This window comes from Humibacter sp., assembly GCF_051954055.1.
In the GTDB taxonomy this organism is placed as follows: Bacteria; Actinomycetota; Actinomycetes; order Actinomycetales; family Microbacteriaceae; genus Humibacter.
Window position 1 is genome coordinate 1 of the sequence record NZ_JBQCIE010000126.1, and the last position, 18,289, is coordinate 18,289.

The 18,289-nt window shown below is 68.9% G+C and carries 14 protein-coding genes; 6 read left to right on the plus strand and 8 right to left on the minus strand.

Going from position 1 to position 18,289, the window contains the following annotated elements; genetic code table 11:
* Positions 1-127 precede the first annotated feature (127 nt).
* Positions 128-1,252, minus strand: coding sequence for a substrate-binding domain-containing protein (locus ACTHNC_RS16600; RefSeq protein WP_440295731.1), 1,125 nt, complete (start codon positions 1,250-1,252; stop codon positions 128-130).
* Positions 1,253-1,547: 295 nt separating this feature from the next.
* On the opposite strand from ACTHNC_RS16600, the gene ACTHNC_RS16605 reads away from it, so the two are divergent.
* From ACTHNC_RS16605 to ACTHNC_RS16625, 5 genes are read left to right on the plus strand one after another with little or no spacing between them, the layout of a single operon-like run.
* Positions 1,548-2,510, plus strand: coding sequence for an ABC transporter substrate-binding protein (locus ACTHNC_RS16605; RefSeq protein ID WP_440295732.1), 963 nt, complete (start codon positions 1,548-1,550; stop codon positions 2,508-2,510).
* Positions 2,498-3,559 carry an ABC transporter permease gene (locus ACTHNC_RS16610; RefSeq protein ID WP_440295733.1) on the plus strand — a complete coding sequence of 354 codons (1,062 nt, stop codon included), beginning with the start codon at positions 2,498-2,500 and terminating at the stop codon, positions 3,557-3,559. Before ACTHNC_RS16605 ends, ACTHNC_RS16610 begins: the two co-directional genes overlap by 13 nt.
* Positions 3,556-4,554: an ABC transporter permease subunit gene (locus tag ACTHNC_RS16615; protein ID WP_440295734.1), complete on the plus strand. Its 999-nt coding sequence runs from the start codon at positions 3,556-3,558 to the stop codon at positions 4,552-4,554. Before ACTHNC_RS16610 ends, ACTHNC_RS16615 begins: the two co-directional genes overlap by 4 nt.
* A complete protein-coding gene (locus tag ACTHNC_RS16620) occupies positions 4,551-6,080 on the plus strand; it encodes a sugar ABC transporter ATP-binding protein (RefSeq protein ID WP_440295735.1) in 1,530 nt (509 codons plus the stop codon). The genes ACTHNC_RS16615 and ACTHNC_RS16620 overlap by 4 nt, the downstream gene beginning before the upstream one ends.
* Positions 6,067-7,152, plus strand: coding sequence for a LacI family DNA-binding transcriptional regulator (locus tag ACTHNC_RS16625; protein ID WP_440295736.1), 1,086 nt, complete (start codon positions 6,067-6,069; stop codon positions 7,150-7,152). The genes ACTHNC_RS16620 and ACTHNC_RS16625 overlap by 14 nt, the downstream gene beginning before the upstream one ends.
* A 19-nt stretch (positions 7,153-7,171) precedes the next feature.
* Here ACTHNC_RS16625 and araA read toward each other — a convergent pair whose 3' ends face one another.
* The 5 genes from araA to ACTHNC_RS16650 form a co-directional block, all read right to left on the minus strand.
* Complete coding sequence (gene araA, locus ACTHNC_RS16630) at positions 7,172-8,695, minus strand: L-arabinose isomerase (RefSeq protein WP_440295737.1); 1,524 nt, start codon at positions 8,693-8,695, stop codon at positions 7,172-7,174.
* Between the two features lie 75 nt (positions 8,696-8,770).
* Positions 8,771-10,396 (minus strand): xylulokinase, encoded by a 1,626-nt coding sequence (locus ACTHNC_RS16635; RefSeq protein WP_440295738.1) that lies wholly within the window; start codon positions 10,394-10,396, stop codon positions 8,771-8,773.
* Complete coding sequence (locus ACTHNC_RS16640) at positions 10,393-11,109, minus strand: L-ribulose-5-phosphate 4-epimerase (protein ID WP_440295739.1); 717 nt, start codon at positions 11,107-11,109, stop codon at positions 10,393-10,395. The genes ACTHNC_RS16635 and ACTHNC_RS16640 overlap by 4 nt, the downstream gene beginning before the upstream one ends.
* Positions 11,110-11,231: 122 nt before the next feature.
* Positions 11,232-12,233: a LacI family DNA-binding transcriptional regulator gene (locus tag ACTHNC_RS16645; protein ID WP_440295740.1), complete on the minus strand. Its 1,002-nt coding sequence runs from the start codon at positions 12,231-12,233 to the stop codon at positions 11,232-11,234.
* A gap of 34 nt (positions 12,234-12,267) precedes the next feature.
* Positions 12,268-13,281 (minus strand): substrate-binding domain-containing protein, encoded by a 1,014-nt coding sequence (locus tag ACTHNC_RS16650; RefSeq protein ID WP_440295741.1) that lies wholly within the window; start codon positions 13,279-13,281, stop codon positions 12,268-12,270.
* Positions 13,282-13,598: 317 nt separating this feature from the next.
* Here ACTHNC_RS16650 and ACTHNC_RS16655 point away from each other — a divergent pair, with 317 nt between their 5' ends.
* On the plus strand, positions 13,599-15,362 hold the full coding sequence (locus ACTHNC_RS16655; RefSeq protein ID WP_440295742.1) for a glycoside hydrolase family 127 protein: 1,764 nt from the start codon (positions 13,599-13,601) through the stop codon (positions 15,360-15,362).
* Positions 15,363-15,478: 116 nt separating this feature from the next.
* Here ACTHNC_RS16655 and ACTHNC_RS16660 read toward each other — a convergent pair whose 3' ends face one another.
* Positions 15,479-16,630 carry a S1C family serine protease gene (locus tag ACTHNC_RS16660; RefSeq protein ID WP_440295743.1) on the minus strand — a complete coding sequence of 384 codons (1,152 nt, stop codon included), beginning with the start codon at positions 16,628-16,630 and terminating at the stop codon, positions 15,479-15,481.
* Between the two features lie 117 nt (positions 16,631-16,747).
* Positions 16,748-18,274: a carboxylesterase/lipase family protein gene (locus ACTHNC_RS16665; RefSeq protein WP_440295744.1), complete on the minus strand. Its 1,527-nt coding sequence runs from the start codon at positions 18,272-18,274 to the stop codon at positions 16,748-16,750.
* Positions 18,275-18,289: the final 15 nt, after the last annotated feature.

An 18,289-nucleotide genomic window follows, 5' to 3' on the forward strand; every position in this document is an offset into this window, starting at 1 on the left:
ACGACTTGGCCCGCGTAGAGCTCGAATTCAGGAAGGTCGAGCACGCGCACCGGTCCGTATTCCTTGTAGACCCCCTCCAGCCGCGCGACGACCGCGCGGCCGGAGGGGACGGTGGTGTCCGTCATGCCTAGCCGATGCCCAGTTGTCGCTCGAGCCCCTGGTAGTCCGAGAGATTCGACTTGGTGACCAGGCCGACTCCGGAGCTCAGAGTGCTGCCGTCCGATTCGAGATAGGGCTTGAGGATCGCGGCAGTCGCGGATGCGCCGAGCACCTTCTCAGCGGCGAGGATGTACGCGCCGGTGTAGCCCTGCTGGTACGGCATCTGAACGACGGTGCCCCCGATGACGCCCGACTTGATGAATTTCAGCGTCTGCGCGTCCGAGTCGTCGGAGACGATGCTGACGCTCGACTGCTTGCCCGCCGAGGTCACCGCCTGTGCGAGGGCCGGTCCGTCGTACGAGTACACCCCGTACAGTCCATTCACGTCCGGATTGTTCGCGAGGATCGTTTCGGCGTCGCTTGTGGCAGTGCTGGCCTGCAGGTTGTCGTTGACCTTCTGCGCGACGGTGATACTGCTGCCTTTGAGGGCATCCTCGAATCCCTGGATGCGCTGCACGGCGTTCGACGCGGTGAGCGAACCCACCAGGATCGCCACCTTGCCCTTGCCGCCCAGCAACTGCTTCATCGCCTTGCCGGCCTGGAAACCAGCCGTGTAGTTCGGCGTGCCGAGGTACAGCCCTCCGGCGGCGGTGTCGGGCAACGGCGAGTCGATGGGCAGCACGAAGATGCCGGCATCCATGTCCGTCTTGATCGTGTTCGCGGTCGACGTCGGGTCGATCGCCGAGATCGAGTACCCGGTGACTCCCTGTGACTTCAGCGTTTCCAGCTCGGATGTCTGTTCGGTGAGCTTGCCGTTCGGCGGCGCGAAGTAGGTGCACTTGTTTGCGGGGATCCCCAGATCCTTGCACCCCGCTTCGAAGCCGACCTGACCGGCCTTCCAGTAGTCCGCCGCCACGTTGACGACCATCGCGACGTTCACCGCCGAGAGGTCCTTGCCGGCAAGCGCCGACTTCAGCTTCTGGTCGAGGTCGGCGAGCTTCGTCTGATTGAACGCGAGCGTTCCGGTGAGCGTCGTCGAGCTCTTCGCGGAGGTGGTCGACGTCTCCGTCGCCGCCGACTTCGAACAGGCGGACATTGCCCCTGCGACCAGCAGCGCGATCGCCGCGGCTGCCACTTTTGTCGTGATCTTCATCGTTCACTTTCCGTTGGTGTGTGAGTGGGACTCCCTAGTGCGGGAGGGCGAGCTCGAGACGAATGTGAGGGCTCACATTGCCGGCACCAACGCGATGCTCCATCGCTCGTCTTCGGGCTCATCGAGTATTGTGAGCGCTCACGATCTTCACTGTCAAGCGCGAATTTGAAAGAATTTGCGGGAGCTGGCTCGGGTGAGTTACGCGCCGGCCGCGTCGCGCGAGCCGAGCTGTGAACGCTAACGTATCCTTGCGCGCTAGTTGTGCGCTCTTCGACGATGAAGCAGGAGGCGATCAGTGACGATCACCCGGCGTGCCATGCTCGGCGGCACCCTGGGGCTCGTGGCGGGTGGTCTGACGGGCTGCGCAACCGCCGAGGCGTCAGGGTCGCTGATCTCTGTCGGATTCGCCCAGACCGGCGCGGAGAGTACCTGGCGCGCGGCCAACACCGCATCGTTGCGCAAAGCCCTCTCACGCCGAAACGGCTTCGAACTCATGTTCATCGACTCCCAGGGCCGCCAGGAGAACGAGATCGCAGCGGTGCGTAGCTTCGTCACACGCGGCGTGGACGTCATCGTGCTGGCTCCCATGGTGGAGGGAGGATGGCGTGATGTGCTCGAAGAGGCACGGCAGGCGCACATCCCGGTCGTGCTCGAGGACCGCGGCATCGACGCGAGCGGCTCGTCGCTCTATGTCAGCCGGGTGGGCGACGACTTCCGGCACGAGGGTGCTCTCGCCGCCGAGTGGGTCGTGGCGACATCCGATCCCGCGACCCGTATCGTCGAGCTTCTCGGCACCACGGGGTCGAGCGCAGCACTCGAGCGTTCCGCCGGATTCGACGAGGTGATCGCGGGCCACGGCTTCACCGTGCTCGACGCGCAGGACGCCGGATTCACGCGCGCCGGTGGCAAGGAGGTCATGGCGGCGTTCCTTCAAAAGCACGGTGACGACATCCAGTTGCTGTTCGCGCAGAACGACGACATGGGGCTCGGCGCTATCCAGGCGATCAGAGCGGCCGGTCTGGAGCCGGGACACGACATCCGGATCGTCACGATCGACGGCACGCGTGATGCGCTCGTCGAGTTGATCGCCGGGCGTCTCAACCACGTCGTACAGTGCAATCCGATGCTCGGACCGCAGGTGGCATCCGTGGTCCGTGCCGTGCACTCCGGTAAGCCGCTGAAGCGCGAGTACATCGCAACCGACAGGGTCTTCGACGCTCGGGCGGCGAAGGAGGTGCTGGCGACGTGGCCGTACTGACACCCGCTCGCAGGGAATCCGTCGTACGCCACAGCATCGGCGTCGCGCTGCGCAGGCCGCAGCTGTGGTCGGTCCTCATTTTGTTCGTGCTCGTCGCCGTTAACGTCGCCGTGCGACCGAACTTCTTCGAGATCACCGTGCGGAACGGTGCCTTATACGGCAGCATTCCGGACGTCGTGCGGGATGCCGCACCCCTCATGCTCGTCTCGCTCGGAATGCTGCTCGTGATCTCCCTGCGCGGGCTGGACCTGTCGGTCGGGGCCGTACTCTCCGTCGGCGGCGCTGTAGCACTCGCGGTCATCGCGGCCTCACCTCAGCCCGGATCCGCCGGCGCGGTAGCGATCGGTATCGCCTCGGGCCTCGGTTCCGGCATCCTCCTGGGTGCCTGGAACGGGATGCTCGTCTCCGTCATCGGAGTGCAGCCGATCATCGCCACGCTCGTGCTCATGCTGGCCGGACGAGGTCTCGCAATGCTCATCACTCGAGGTCAGGTGGAGACCGTCGCAAGCCCGCCGTATGCGTGGCTCGCCTCCGGAACCGTCTTCGGCATTCCTGCCGCGGCCATCCTCGCCACCGCGGTCGTGGCGGCCGCGACGCTTCTGCTTCGACGCACCGCTCTCGGGACGATGATCGAGGCCATCGGTGCCAATCCCGTGGCCAGCCGCATGGCCGGCCTGCGGGTGCGGACGATCACCTGGACCGTCTACGCGATCAGCGGTCTGCTCGCGGCGGGCAGCGGGCTCATCACAAGCTCGGACATCATGTCGGCCGACGCCAGCAACGCGGGCCTCGGGATCGAGGTGGATGCCATACTCGCCGTGGTGATCGGAGGCACCTCCCTGCGTGGCGGGCGGTTCTCCATCGGCGGGACGGTGCTCGGAGTGCTGGCGGTTCAGGTACTGACGTCCACGGTGACGTATCTTGGCGGATCACCCGCGACCTCACCCCTCTTCGAAGGCATTATCATCATCGCCGTCTGCCTTCTGCAGGCCCCGCGTACAACCGCGCTCGTTGAGCAGCTGAGGGCCAGATGGCGGGGCGTCCGATGAGCACCGATCCGGCCCGGATGCCGCTGCCCGCGTGGCCCGCCCGACGGCGGGTGCACCTTCCCCCTGTGCTCGTCGCGGTCGTCATGCTCGCAATGCTCGTGCTCGGCGACCAGCTCGCGTTCGGCGGATTCGTGTCGGCGCGCCTCGTCTCGAACCTGTTCCTGGACACCGGTTACCTGCTCGTGCTCGCCGTGGGCATGACCTTCGTCGTGCTCTCCGGCGGACTCGATCTCTCCGTCGGTTCGGTCATCGGGCTCGGCGGAGTGGTCGGCGCCGGCCTGCTGTCTTCCGGCGTCCCTGCGGCGGTCGCACTACCACTAGTAGTCGCTTCCGGCGCCGCGATCGGGCTGGTCAACGGCGTGCTCGTCGCGCTCTTCGACGTACAACCGATCGTGGCGACACTCGCGGGGATGTTCCTGGCACGGGGCCTCGCCTACACCGTGAGCCTCAACCCCATCGCGATCCACGACAGCGGACTCAACGCGCTCACGCTCGTCTCCGTGGGCGCCGGCGGCCTTCAGTTCTCGCTCGGCGTCATCCTCGCCCTGACGATCGCCGCGGCGGCGTTCCTGGTGCTGCAGCGCACGCGCTTCGGTCGCACGGTCTTCGCCATCGGCGGGGACGCCGACGGAGCCCGACTCATGGGCCTCGACGTCATGCGCACCACCGTGCTCGTGTACGTCGTGAGCGGAGCGTGCGCGGGTGTGGCCGCGGTGCTCTTCTCGTCGTACACCTCCTCGGGCGACCCACAGGCCGGCGTTGGCCTGGAGCTCGCTGCCATCGCGGCCGTCGTGATCGGCGGCACCAGCCTCGGCGGCGGCCACGGCGGGGTCGTCGGCAGCGTCGTGGGCGTTCTCGTGTACGGGGTCATCCAGTTGACCATCGACTATCTCGGAGTCGATTCCTGGTGGACGCCCATCGTGCTCGGACTTCTTCTCCTGGCCTTCGTGGTGGCGCAACGGCTGGCAGCGAGCAGGGCGGAGGTGCCGCGATGAGCTCGGCCGACCCGTTCATCCGGATGCAAGGGATCACGGTGCGATATCCGGGTCACCTTGCGCTCGACGACGTCGACCTCGACCTGCACCGCGGGGAAGTGCACTCGCTGCTGGGTGAGAACGGAGCCGGAAAGTCGACGCTCATCCGCGTGCTCACCGGCGCTATCCGGCCGGTTCAGGGCGAGATCCTGTGCAATGGCGCGCCCTTGCAGATCGCATCGCCTCGCGATGCGCTTGCCGCCGGGATCGGCGTCGTGCACCAGGAGGCGGGACTGCTGCCGAACCTGCCGGTGTCCGAGAACATCATGCTCGGCGACGAGCCGCACGGGAGGTTCGGCATCGATCGCGGGGCGATGGCACATCGCGCCGCTGAACTGCTCGATCGCCTCGGAGCGGACGTGGATCCGCGGTCAGCGCTTGGTGAGCATCCGCCGGCCGTTCGCCAGCTGGTCGCGATCGCGCGTGCGGTCCGGTCGGATCCGAGAGTGCTCGTGCTCGACGAACCCACCGCGAGCCTCGGCGAGGCCGAGACCGAACGCGTCCTCGACGTCATCCGGTCCCTACGTGACGATGGAGTCGCCGTGCTCTTCGTCTCGCACCTCCTCGAGCAGGTCTACGAGATCGCGGACCGGCTCACTGTGCTCCGCGGCGGGGTCCGAGTGGGCGAGTTCCCCACGTCAGACATCCTTCGTCGCGACCTCGTGCAACGGATGCTTGGCCGCGACCCGCGAGAGCTCGACGAGATCATCGAGGAACGCTCGCAACCGATCGCGTGTCCGGCACCCATTCTGAGAGCGGAAGGCGTGCGCTCCGATGCGCTCCGAGCCCCGGCCGACCTCGAATTGAGCGAGGGTGAGATCGTGGGCGTCGCAGGGCTGCTGGGCTCTGGCCGCACCGAACTGGCGAGAGCCATCACGGGGGTCGACCCGATCGTCGACGGTCGGCTCGTGGGCGGAACGCCTCAAGCGGAGTACCGCTCGCCTCGCGCGGCTCTCGACTCCCGCGTGGTTTACGCCTCTGAGAGCCGCGTGTCTGAGGGACTCGTGGGTCAACTGAGCGTACGTGAGAACATCACGCTCGCCGTTCAGGCGCAGCGCGGCTGGTTCCTGCGGATGCCTCGCGCCCGCCAGCACGAGCTCGCCATGAGCTATCTCGAGGCGCTCAACGTGTGGCCGTGCAACCCGGAACAGCCGGCGGCGTCACTCTCCAGCGGCAACCAGCAGAAGATCCTCCTGGCACGATGGCTCGCGATCGCACCACGCGTTCTGGTGCTCGACGAGCCGACCAGGGGAATCGATGTCGGCGCTAAGGTGGAGGTGCAGCGCCTGGTGGCATCCATGGCTGCCAACGGCGTCGGCGTCGTGTACATCTCCACGGAACCCGATGAAGTGCTGCGTCTGTCTGATCGGATCGTGATCATGCGCGATCGCACGGTCCTGGGCACCGTGGTGAACGACGACGAGCTTGATCGGGAGCTCCTGCTGACGCTGATCGCGGATGGAGGCGAGGCGAATGGCACGGACTGAGGGGAACCGTGCGGCGACGATCTTCGATGTCGCACGACTGGCGGGCGTCTCGCATCAGACCGTCTCCCGGGTCATCAACGACTCGCCGGACGTGCGCGATCAGACCAGGGAGCGCGTGCGCAAAGCCATCAAACAGCTCCGCTACGAGCCGTCGGCCGCCGCCCGCGCACTCGTGACCCGGCGTACGCGAACGATCGGTCTCATCGCGCCAGGGTCGGCGGACTACGGGCCGGCGAGCATCCAACGCTTCTTCAACGAGGCAGCGCACGCGGCACGCTACAGCGTGTTCACCGTCAGCGTGCCCGGCGACAGCGCCGGTGAGGCGCGAAGCGCCATCGAGTCGCTGTTACGGCAGAACGTGGAGGCCGTGGTACTCGTGCAGCTCGACGTGCCGACACTCGAGTCGCTGCGCGGACTCGACGTGGGAGTCCCGCTCATCTCCGTCTCGGCGCCCGGGCGTCACGGCGACGTCGTCGCGATCGACCAGTACGGCGGGGCCCGGGCGGCCGTGCAGCACCTCATCGACTCCGGCTATCTCGACGTCATCCACGTCGCAGGCCCGCCCGATCACCCGGACGCGCGCGAACGACAGCGCGGCTGGGCCGACGAGCTGGCGGACGCGGGGGTTCCACGGGGCGCTCTCTACCACGCCGACTGGTCGGCCGCCGAAGGCCACCGGATCGGGCTAGAACTCACGGTGATCGCCGGGAAGACCGCGGTGTTCGCTGCCAACGATCAGCTCGCGCTCGGCGTCATGTCGGCGCTCGCACGCCGTGGATACCGCGTGCCGGACGATGTCGGTGTCGTCGGTTTCGACAACATCCCAGAGTCGGTGTTCTTCACACCGCCTCTCTCCACCGTCACGCAGGATTTCGCCGCGCTCGGACAGCTCGCCTTGCGACGCGTGCTCGACCGGCTCGATGGAGACGAGACATCCCCGTCACCCCCGCCCATCCCGGTCGCCCTCGTCGTGCGCGCGTCGAGCCAGCGACGCCGCGGGCCGGCGGGCGACACACCGGCCGACGCCGACGTGACGGAGCAGGCTCGCGCACACGAGACGCGCACCGGCTGAGCGCTGCGCGCCCGCGGCGTCAGATGCCGCGCTGGAGGCGCCAGTATGCTGCGCTCCACTGCAGCTGCTGCTCGAACTCCCGGGGACGGGTGTCCTTGTCGATCACGACCAGCTCGGTGCCGGACATCCTCGCGAAGTCTTCCCAGGCTTCGATGCCGACGGCGTTCGTCATGACCGTGTGATGCGCGGCACCGGCCTGCAGCCACGCCCAGGCCGAGGTGCGGAAGTCCGGCTCGGGAATCCACACGGCACGTCCCACCGGCAGCTTCGGCAGCGGCTCGGTGGGCGGGACCACCTCGACCACGTTCGCGGTGAGCCGGAACCGGTCGCGCATGTCGGAGAGCGCGACGACGACGGCGGGGCCGGCATCCGCATTGAAGACCAGGCGCACCGGGTCGTCCTTGCCGCCGATGCCCAGCGGGTGGATCTCCAGCGTCCGCTTGGCCGTGCTCAGCGACGGGCTCACCTCGAGCATGTGCGCGCCGAGAATGCGCTCCTGGCCGGGCGTGAGGTCGTACGTGTAGTCCTCCATGAGCGACGCGCCACCCGGCAGGCCCGCGCCCATCACGTTGGCGATGCGCACGAGCACCGCCGTCTTCCAGTCGCCCTCTGCGCCGAAGCCGTAGCCCTCTGCCATGAGACGCTGCACCGCCAGTCCCGGCAGCTGCTTGAGAGCGCCGAGATCCTCGAAGTTGGTGGTGAAGGCGCCGAAGCCGCCCTCCTCGAGGAACGAGCGCAGTCCCAGCTCGATCGCTGCACCGTCGCGCAGCGACTGGTGCCGCTCGCCACCGCGCCGCAGCTCGGGCACGACGTCGTACAGGTCTTCGTACTCGGCCACGAGGGCGTCGATGTCGGCCTCGGATGCCTGGCTCACGGCATCCGCGAGCTCGTTCACGCCCCAGGTGTTCACCTGCACGCCGAAGACGTGCTCCGCCTCCGTCTTGTCGCCCTCGGTGACGGCGACGAAGCGCATGTTGTCGCCGAATCGGGCGAGCTTCAGGGAACGGGATGCCGCGTAGCCGGCAGCAGCGCGGGTCCAGGTGCCGATTCGGCCGCTCACGGTGGGGTCGCTGACGTGGCCGACCACGGTGGTGCGGGCGACACCCAGCCTGGACTGGATGTAGCCGAACTCACGGTCACCATGCGCCGCCTGGTTGAGATTCATGAAGTCGAAGTCGATCTCGCCCCACGGCAGCTCCACGTTCGCCTGCGTGTGCAGGTGCAGCAGCGGCTTCTGCAGGGCGTCGAGACCGGCGATCCACATCTTCGCCGGGCTGAAGGTGTGCATCCAGGCGATCACGCCGATCACGGAGTCGTCCGCGTTGGCCTCGAGCATGACGCGACGGATCTCATCCGATCCGGTGAGCACGGGCTTCCACACGATGCGCACCGGCACATCGGCGGATGCCCCCAGCTGCTCGGCGATCGTGCCCGACTGGTCGGCGACCTGAGCGAGCGTCTCCGGACCGTAGAGGTGCTGGCTGCCGGTGAGGAACCACACCTCGTATCCGTCGAGCGAGGTGGTGAGCGGGGTGCGGGTCATGGTCGTTCCTTTTGTTTGTGGTGCGGAAGTTGTAAGGGTGTGGTTCTCGACCGGCTCAACCAGCGGGACGCCCGGTCACAGCGCGGCGATCGCCGCGCGCTCCACCGCGAGGCCGGCGCTGTAGCGCTCCAGGTAGGTGGCGAACCCGGCGACGTCGGCCGGGTCGGGGTCGGCGACGTGGGTCGCGGCATCCGCGAACACGGCATCGTTCAGATACTCGGCCAGCGACCGACCGGCGGATGCCTCGCGCAGGTACGCGGCGAGCACCGCGATCCCCCATGCTCCGCCCTCCGCAGCGGTCTCGCCGACGGCCACGGGAGCGTTCAGGGCCGCCGCGAGGAACCGCTGCGCGACGCCGGCGGTGCGGAAGATGCCGCCGTGCGCGAGCATCCGGTCGAGCGCGACGCCCTCCTCGGTGAGTACGCGCATGCCGAGGCTCAGCGTGCCGAACACGCCGTAGAGCTGGGCGCGCACCACGTTGGCGAGCGTGAAACGGCTGTCGGGCGTACGCACGAAGAGCGGACGCCCCTCGGCCGTGCCGGTGACCGGCTCACCCGCGAGGTAGTTGTACGCGAGCAGGCCGCCGGCATCCGCATCGCCGTTCAACGCCTCACGGAACAGCAGCTCGAACACGGCGTCCGCGTCGACGGATGCCCCGGACAGTTCTCCGAAGCGGTGGAACAGGCCCGCCCACTCGGCCAGTTCGCTCGCACCGTTGTTGCAGTGCACCATGGCCACCGGGTCGCCCGCGGGCGTCGTGACAAGGTCGAGCTCCTCGTGCGATTCGGCCAGCGGATGCTCGAGCACGACCATCGCGAAGATGCTCGTGCCGGCGCTGACGTTGCCGGTGCGCGGTGCGACGGCGTTCGTCGCCACCATGCCGGTTCCGGCATCGCCCTCCGGTGGACAGAGCGGAGCGCCCCGTTGGAGAGCTCCGGACGGGTCGAGGAGCGCAGCACCCTCTGCGGTGAGTTCGCCGGCGGGCTCGCCCGCGGAGAGCACCGTCGGGAGGATGCCGCGGAGGCCCGGCCGCGGGACGAGGGTGTCGAAGCGGGCGAGCAGTTCGGCGTCATAGTCGCCGGTGGCGGAGTCGATGGGGAACATCCCCGAGGCATCGCCGACGCCGAGCACCTTTCGACCGGTCAGCTTCCAGTGCACGTAGCCGGCGAGGGTCGTGAGGAACGCCACGTTCGGCACGTGCGGCTCCTCGTCGAGCACGGCCTGGTACAGGTGCGCGACGGACCAGCGCAACGGAATGTTCACCCCGAACAACTCGCTGAGCTCGGCCGCGGCTGGCCCGGTCGTCGTGTTGCGCCAGGTGCGGAACGGCACGAGCAACTCGCCCCGGGCGTCGAACGGCAGGTAGCCGTGCATCATCGCTGAAATGCCGATCGCGCCGAGCGAGGTGAGCTGCACGCCGTAGCGCCGCCGCACGTCCGCGACGAGATCGGCGTACGCACTCTGGATGCCTGCCCAGACATCCTCGAGCGAGTACGTCCACTTCCGGTCGACGAACCGGTTCTCCCAGGCGTGGCTTCCGCTTGCAATGGTCACCGAAGGGTCGTCACCGATCAGGCAGGCCTTGATGCGGGTGGAACCCAGCTCGATGCCGAGAACGGCGCGGCCCGCGCGGACGGCGTCGGCAGCGGACGCGGCCGTCGCCGCTGCGGCAACAGCGCCCTCTTCTGACGACGCGCTCACGACTGGCTCCTGCGGGCATCCGTCGCCTGTCCGTACACGTTCTGGTAGCGGTCGTAGAGGCGATCGATCGCCTCCTGCGGAATCGGGATGAGGTCTCCGCCCTGGCGTGCGATGTGCACCGTACGCGCGACGTCTTCGACCATCACGGCCGCCTTGACGGCATCCTTCGCGCTGACGCCGATCGTGAAGGGACCGTGGTTCTGCATGAGCACGGCCCGGCTGCGGTGCTCGCGCAGCGTCTCGACGACGCCGCGGCCGATGGAGTCGTCGCCGATGATCGCGAACGGCCCGACCGGAATAGGGCCGCCGAACTCGTCGGCCATCGCCGTGATCACGCACGGGATCTCCTCACCGCGCGCCGCCCAGGCCACCGCGTAGGTGGAGTGGGTGTGCACGACGCCGCCCACCTCGGGCATGTGCCGGTATACGTAGGCGTGCGCCGCCGTGTCGCTCGACGGCGAGCGCTCGCTGCCCGGCGTTCCGGGGATGACCCGTCCGTCGAGGTCGCACAGGATCATGTTCTCGGGTGCCAGGTCGTCGTATGAGACTCCGGACGGTTTGATCACGAACAGGTCGGTTCCCGGCACGCGTCCCGAGACGTTGCCGCCGGTCCACACCACGAGCCCGTAGCGCACGAGCTCGCCGTGCAGAGCGGCGACCTCCTCACGCGTGCGGGCGACCGCATCCTCCTGCGTCGGATCCAGAATCGTCACTGACTCCTCCTTAGTGTTCGTCTCGGGCGCTCCGGCTTCGCGCGACGGCCCCAGGCGCGCTCGGGGCCATGTTACCGGTCACATGCGCGGGGACCAACCGGACGCATCCGGTCGGATGCTCGCTATCCAAGCGGAGCCGTCGACTCCCGCACAACCAGGCGCGGCGGATCGACGGATGCCCGCACCTCGTCCAGCCCGAGCACCTCGGCAACGCAGCGTCTCGCCTCGTCCTCGACATCGACGCGCACGGTGGTGAGCGCCGGCCGGTAGAAGGCGGCATCCGTGTTGTCGTCGTACCCGATGATCGAGACATCCTGTGGAACCGAGAGCCCTGAGGAGACGAGGCCGGAGACGAGCCCCAGCGCCATCTGATCGTTGGTCACGACGACCCCGGTAGCGGCACCGGATCGCACGACCTCGGCAACCTCGGGTGCGACGGCCGCTCCGGATGACGCCGACCAGTCCCCCGACCAGCGCGCGACAGTCTCGAGTCCCGCGCGTCGCATCGCCTCATCGAAGCCGTTCGATCGGGCCGCCTCCTCGAGCCAGTCGGCGGGACCACCGAGCCGCGCGATGCGCCGGTGGCCGAGCGCGAGAAGGTGTTCCACCGCGAGACGCGCGCCCTCGGCTTGCATGGCGACTCCGCTGTCCGAGGGCAGCGCGGCGACGCGCACTCCGGCATCCTGTTTGCGCAGAAGGGCGACGGTCGACACGCGAGGCGCCACCACCACGATGCCGTCGACGCCCTGCAGCAGCAGATGCTCGAGCGACGCCAGCGTCGACGACTCGTCCGAGGCATCCGCGTAGGCCGTCGTCACCCAGCGGCCCGCGGCACGGGCAGCCGCTTCCAGTGCAACGGCCGCGGACGACGGACCGAAGAGCGCCGCATTGGATGCGATCACACCCAGCGTGCGCGTACGTCTGGTCCCCAGCGTCCGCGCAGCGTTGTTGACCCGGTAGCCGAGCTCGAGCATGGCGTCTTGCACGCGCCGCCGCGTCTCGTCGCGCACGCTCGGGTGGTCGTTGATCACCCTCGACACGGTCTGCGTGGACACCCCGGCGAGCGCTGCAACGTCGCGCACGCCCGCGCGGCGCACGTCACGCTCGGAGCCGGCTGTTCCCATGAGGCTTCACGATAGCCGCGGCATGGGGCGCGGATCAGAGCACGCCGAGCGTCGATCCGCGCGTGACGAGCTCGGGCTGCACACGTTCGATTCCGGGCCTTGGTGCGCCGCCGATCGCGTCGAGCAGGAGCTCGGCGGCACGACGCCCGATCTCTCCGAGCCTGCGGTTCACGGTCGTGAGCGGCGGACGCGCGCCCTCGACGATCACGTCCCAGTCGTCGAACCCGGTGATCGCGACGTCGTCGGGGATGCCCACCCCTCGTTCGCGAAGGCGCTCTGACGCCCCGCGCGCGATCTGATCGTTGCCGCAGGCGATCGCATCCGGCGCTCCGTCGCCATGATCGAGCAGGATGTCGACGGCCGCGCGCCCCCACGCCTCGCTCCACGCTCCGTAAAGGGGCTCGTGTACGAGGGAGAGGCCGCTCTCGCCCACCCGCGCGAGCATCGCCTCGGCACGAACCTGGGCGCTGCGCTGGTCGACGGGCCCGGTGATGTGCGCGAGGCGGCGCCTGCCCAGGTTCGCGAGATGGTCGACCACGAGGGCCACGCCCGCCGCGTCATCCGACACCACGGACGTGTCGTGCGGATCCTGTGACGGCGCGTGCGCGTAGACGATGGGAACGTCGGTGCGAAGCGGCCTCCGCGGGTCCGTGAGCCCGCCGGTCACAATCACGCCGTCGACGTGCTGCTCGCGCAGGCGCTCGAGGTAGTACTGCTCACGAACCGGGTCGTCGCGCGTGTCGCAGAGCAGCACCATGATCTGGCCGAGGCTCAGCGCGTTCTCCGCGCCGAGCAGGATCGGCAGGCTGAAGCGACCCACCGAGTCGCCCGTGAGCAGTGCAACGGTGACCGTACGGGAAGGGTCCCGCTCTCGCTCGCGCTCGGTGAATCCGAGCCGCTCTGCGACCTCGCGCACGCGACGCCGAGTGCTCTCGCTCAGCTGTCCCGTGTTGTTCAGCGCCTTGGATGCCGTCGCCGGCGAGACGCCCGCTGCCGCGGCGACGTCCACCACGCGCACCGGACCCCGGGGCGCCGACTTCACTGCCATACGAGCCTGCCTTTGCGGTTCGAGCGACACGTTGCGCCCGTGTGGCGGAAATGTTCCGCGGCGCCCACGATACCAAGAACAGTGAGCTTGACGACGTCAACCCGTGCGATTACCGTCAGCATAGTTCGGAATTTTCCGGAACGTTCTGCCCCGGGTCTTTTGTGCCCGTCTTCTGAACCGATCCGCTCTTTGAGAAGGACCTCGACATCGTGACCGTCACCTCTCCCACCACTTCGCGCCTGGTAGCCACTGCGCGCGTCGCCGGCCCCGCGAACCCCCTCGCTCAGACGATGCTGCGCCCTCTTGCGCTCTCCGATGTGAGCCTTCGAGAAGGCTTCTGGCTCGATCGACAGCTCGCCAACCGCAACGTGTCCATTCCGGATGGTCTGCGCCAGCTGCACGATGCGGGCAACCTGCGCAACTTCGAGATCGCCGCCGGCCGCGCCGAAGGCGAAGCGGTCGGGCCGATCTTCGCGGATTCGGACGTCTACAAATGGCTCGAGGCCGCCGCGTGGGAGTACGCGCGCGAGGCCGACGAGCAGCTGCTCGCCGACCAGCTGAAGATCACGGAGCTGGTCGCCGCGGCGCAGGAGCCGGACGGATACCTCAACACCGTGGTGCGACTGCGCGAGGGGAAGCGGTACGCGCATCCGGAGCGCGACCACGAGCACTACTGCGCCGGCCACCTGATCCAGGCCGCCGTCGCGCAGAAGCGAGCCACCGGTCGTGACGACCTGCTGAACGTCGCGGTGCGGGTGGCCGACCACCTGGTTCGCGAGTTCGGCCCGGGCTCGGCGACAGGTTCGGCTGGCGACGTTGACGGGCATCCAGTCATCGAGACCGCTCTCGTCGAGCTGTACCGCGAGACCGGCGAGCGCGCCTACCTCGACCTCGCCGAGTGGTTCGTCGACGCGCGCGGGCACGCGACGCTGGAGCGTTTCGGCGGTAACTCCACCTACCTCTCCGACCGCGTTCCGGTGCGAGAGGCGACGACCGTCGAGGGGCACGCGGTGCGCGCCGTGTACCTCGCGACGGGAGCTGCGGACGTGGCGATCGAGACATCCGACTCCGAGCTGCTTGCGACCCTGGGCCGGCAGTACGACCACATGGCCGCTACCAAGCAGTACGTCACCGGTGGGCTGGGATCCCGCTGGGAGGGCGAGGCGTTCGGCGACCCGTACGAGCTGCCGTCGGATCGGGCCTACGCCGAGACGTGCGCGGCGATCGGCGCGCTGCAGTGGGCGTGGCGGATGCTGCTGGCCACCGGCGAGGCGGTCTATGCGGACCAGATCGAGCGGCTTCTCTTCAATGGTTTCCTGGCCGGTGTCTCGCTGCGTGGCGGCGACTACTTCTACGTGAACCCGCTGCAGGTGCGGCACGACGCGCACGCGGACGACGAGCGCAACCCGAAGAACGGCCGCCTGCGCTGGTTCGGCTGCGCGTGCTGCCCGCCGAACATCATGCGCACCCTCGCCAGCCTCGGCGGGTACCTCGCCACGACGAACGGCGACGGCGTTCAGGTGCACCAGTACGTGCCGGGCGTACTCCGAGCGAACACCGACGCGGGCGAAGTCGAGCTGCGGGTCGACACCGCGTACCCCTGGGACGGCGGGATTCGCATCACCGTGGCGGAGGCGCCCGCGGAAGCCATCACGTTGAGTCTGCGCGTGCCGGACTGGGCCGACGGGGCGACGCTGGATGGAGTGGATGTCACTCCCGGTCGCTACGCGACGATCACGCGCACCTTCGCCGCGAACGACACACTCGAGCTCACGCTGCCGCTGACGCCGCGCATCACCCACCCTCACCCGCGGGCGGACGCCCTGCGCGGCAGCGTCGCGATCGAGCGCGGTCCCCTGGTCTACGCGTTCGAGGGCGCCGATCAGCCCGAGGGCGTCGTGTTGGACGACGAGCGGATCGAGGCCGGCTCGGTCGCGGAGGCGAGCGCGCCCGACCTCGTGCCCGGAATCGTCGGCGTCTCGGTGCGGACGGCCCAGGGTCGCGAGCTCACGGGCATCCCGTACTTCGCCTGGGCCAACCGCGGCGGCGACGACATGCGGGTCTGGCTGCCGGAGAGCTGACGCACGCTTCCGCGGCCTCAAATTGCGGGTCGGTGAGGAAGACACCCGCAATACGGGTCCGCGGAAGCGCTGAATCACCCGCCGAAGCGGATGCCTACGACGGCCGAAGCGGATGCCTACGACGGGGGACGCGCCACGAGCGTCGCCGTTCCGGTGTGCTGTGTGCCATCGCGCACGAACGTGATCGTCACCCGGTCACCCGCCTTCTTCGTGAGGAGGAGGCGGGTGAGCACGTCGGCGCGGTTGGCCGGGCTCCCGTCGATCTTCGTGACGATGTCGCCGGGCTTGAGGCCGGCCCTCGCGGCGGACCCGTTCGGGTCGACGGACTGGATGTAGAGGCCGTCCTCGATGCCCCAGCGCTGGGCGACGGCGGGCGGGATCGGCGTGACCTGCACGCCGATGTACGGGTAGGCGACCTCTCCCGTCTCGATGAGCTGGTCGGCGATCCGCATCGCGAGGTTCACCGGGATGGCGAAGCCGATGCCGACCGATCCGCCGCCTCCGACGCCCTCGGAATTCGGCACCGTGGAGATGGCCGTGTTGATGCCGATCAGGTCGCCGCGGCAGTCCACCAGGGCGCCGCCGGAGTTGCCGGGGTTGATCGAGGCATCCGTCTGGATGGCGCCGGCGAGCGTCGCGGTGGCGCCGTCGTCGCTGGGCACGGGAACGTCGCGGCCGAGCGCGCTCACGATGCCGGCGGTCACCGTGCTGGAGAGGCCGAGCGGAGCGCCGAGAGCGACCACCGGCTGGCCCACCGCAACGGTTCCGCTGTCGCCGATGCCGATCACCGGAAGGTCGGATCCCTCGTCCACCTTGAGCACGGCGAGGTCGGATTGCGGATCGCGCCCGACGAGCTTCGCGACGACGGTGTGGCCGTTGGAGAACGTGACGCGGATCTCCCCGCCGTTGCGCGCGGCCGAGATGACGTGGTTGTTGGTCACGATGTATCCGTCCTTGCGGATGACCTCACCGCTGCCGACGCCGCTGCCGCCGGGGGCGCTCACGTTGATCGTGACGATGGTAGGGAGCACCTCGTTCGAGACCGTCACGGCGTTGCAGGAGCCGCCCGTCGACGGGCCCGCGCTGGTGGTTGTTCCGCTGTTCTCCCACCACGCGCCGAACCACCCGGCGGCCACGCCGAGCACGATCGCGATGACGGCCGCGACCACCCACACGAGCCACGCCGGGGTACCGCGACGCTCGTTCGGCGGTGCGGACGCGACCGGTTCCTGCCTGGCGACCGGATCGTTGTCCCTCGGATCCGTCACGATGCACCCCCGATTGCCGCACGCCCGCCCACGCTTCGTGACTGTACGCCGGAGCGGTCGTGCCGCATATCGCTGCGGTCCGGTATCGCCCGCAGCAGGCGATACCGGCCCCGCTGCTCAGCGCTTCGAGTCGGGGACGGCCATCGCATCTCCGAAGCCGTCGGGCACGATGCGCGATGGCTCGTCGTAGCGCATCACCGCACGCTCCGGCAGCCGGTATTCAGCCCACCCCGGGTCGCCGGTGCGAATGAACGTGACCGCGGCCGCATGCACCTCGTCTGCGAGCGCCTGTGGCGGCGTCGGGCCGGCGATGACGCCGACGCGTTCCGCACCCAGGCAGTCGAAGAAGAACGGCACGTCGAGGCAGTGCACGGCACCGCCCATCGTCGGAGACGGCCACGAGAACCGGAACAGCCAGGTCGGGGCATCCACCGTCGCCCGCGCGTCGCCGACACGCCGCGTCGGCGCCCGGAACAGAGCATCGGTGACGAACTGGCCGAGCACGGCGACGGCCGGCTCGTCCGGGTGCGCCGAAGCGTAGGCATCCGCTTCGTCGCCGCTCAGACCCGCGCGCTGCAGAGCCTCTCGCGGCTCGACTCCAGCCAGCAGCTCGCCGAGCGGCGCTACCCCCATGTTGAACTCCTGGTCGGTCGTGCCGAGCAGGAGCGGCTTGCCGGCTGCCCATCCGGATGCGATCGCCTCGGCGACGGGCGTCGGCAGCAGGTCCCCGTCGATGACCGGGCACCATGGCATGCCCTGCGTCGCGAGCCGGCCGAAACTTGCGAGCGGGTCGCCGGATGCCTCGCCGGGGTCCGCGACCGGGCCGAGCGCGTTCTGCAGCTGCAGCATCCGGATCTCATCCAGCGACGAGAACCCGGCGACCGTCGGCTCGACACCGGCAGCCTCCGCCAGCCGGCGTCCGTTCGCCTTCGCCGCCTCGAGCGAGCTGTCGGCCACGGGCCCGGAGAGCGAGATCGCGGAGCGGAACAGGTGCGCCGCCTTGGGGCTGGCCAGCAGGGCGAAAACCGACGCACCTCCCGCGGACTGTCCGGCGATCGTGACGCTGCTGGGGTCTCCGCCGAAGGAGCGGATGTTGTCGCGCACCCACTCGAGTGCGAGCATCCAGTCGAGCATGGCGCGGTTGAGCGGGGCGTCTTCGATCCAGCCGAAGCCCTCGAACCCGAGCCGGTACGAGACGCTCACGGTGACGACGCCGTCGCGGTTGAACGCCGCGCCGTCGTACCAGGGGCTCGCGGGCGATCCGGCGACGAATCCGCCGCCATGGATGTACACCAGCACCGGCAGCGCAGCCTCGGTGTCACCTGGGGCTGGAGTGAACACGTTCACGTTGAGCGTCGAGTCGCCCGGGATAGACGGCTCCGGAATGAGCGTGACCTCCTGCAGCGCCTTTCGTTGCGGGGTCGCCCCGTACTGCGATGCATCGCGGATGCCGTCCCATGCGTCGCGCGGAACGGGCGCCGCGAACCGCAGCTCTCCCACCGGAGGCTTCGCGAACGGGATGCCCAGGAACGCCGCCGACGCCCCCCGCCACACGCCTCGCACGGCTCCTGCGAGGGTCTGCACGACAGGGCGATCGGACCCGTCCGCTCCCCTTCTCGCGCTGTGCATCAGCTGATCGGTCATGTGTGATCTCCTTCG

Excerpts from the sequence above, each read along its gene's own strand:
- ACTHNC_RS16600 (WP_440295731.1), bottom strand. The coding sequence starts at position 1,252 with ATGAAGATCACGACAAAAGTGGCAGCCGCGGCGATCGCGCTGCTGGTC.
- ACTHNC_RS16615 (WP_440295734.1), top strand. The coding sequence starts at position 3,556 with ATGAGCACCGATCCGGCCCGGATGCCGCTGCCCGCGTGGCCCGCCCGA.
- ACTHNC_RS16620 (WP_440295735.1), top strand. The coding sequence starts at position 4,551 with ATGAGCTCGGCCGACCCGTTCATCCGGATGCAAGGGATCACGGTGCGA.
- ACTHNC_RS16625 (WP_440295736.1), top strand. The coding sequence starts at position 6,067 with ATGGCACGGACTGAGGGGAACCGTGCGGCGACGATCTTCGATGTCGCA.
- araA (WP_440295737.1), bottom strand. The coding sequence starts at position 8,695 with ATGACCCGCACCCCGCTCACCACCTCGCTCGACGGATACGAGGTGTGG.
- ACTHNC_RS16645 (WP_440295740.1), bottom strand. The coding sequence starts at position 12,233 with ATGGGAACAGCCGGCTCCGAGCGTGACGTGCGCCGCGCGGGCGTGCGC.
- ACTHNC_RS16650 (WP_440295741.1), bottom strand. The coding sequence starts at position 13,281 with ATGGCAGTGAAGTCGGCGCCCCGGGGTCCGGTGCGCGTGGTGGACGTC.
- ACTHNC_RS16665 (WP_440295744.1), bottom strand. The coding sequence starts at position 18,274 with ATGACCGATCAGCTGATGCACAGCGCGAGAAGGGGAGCGGACGGGTCC.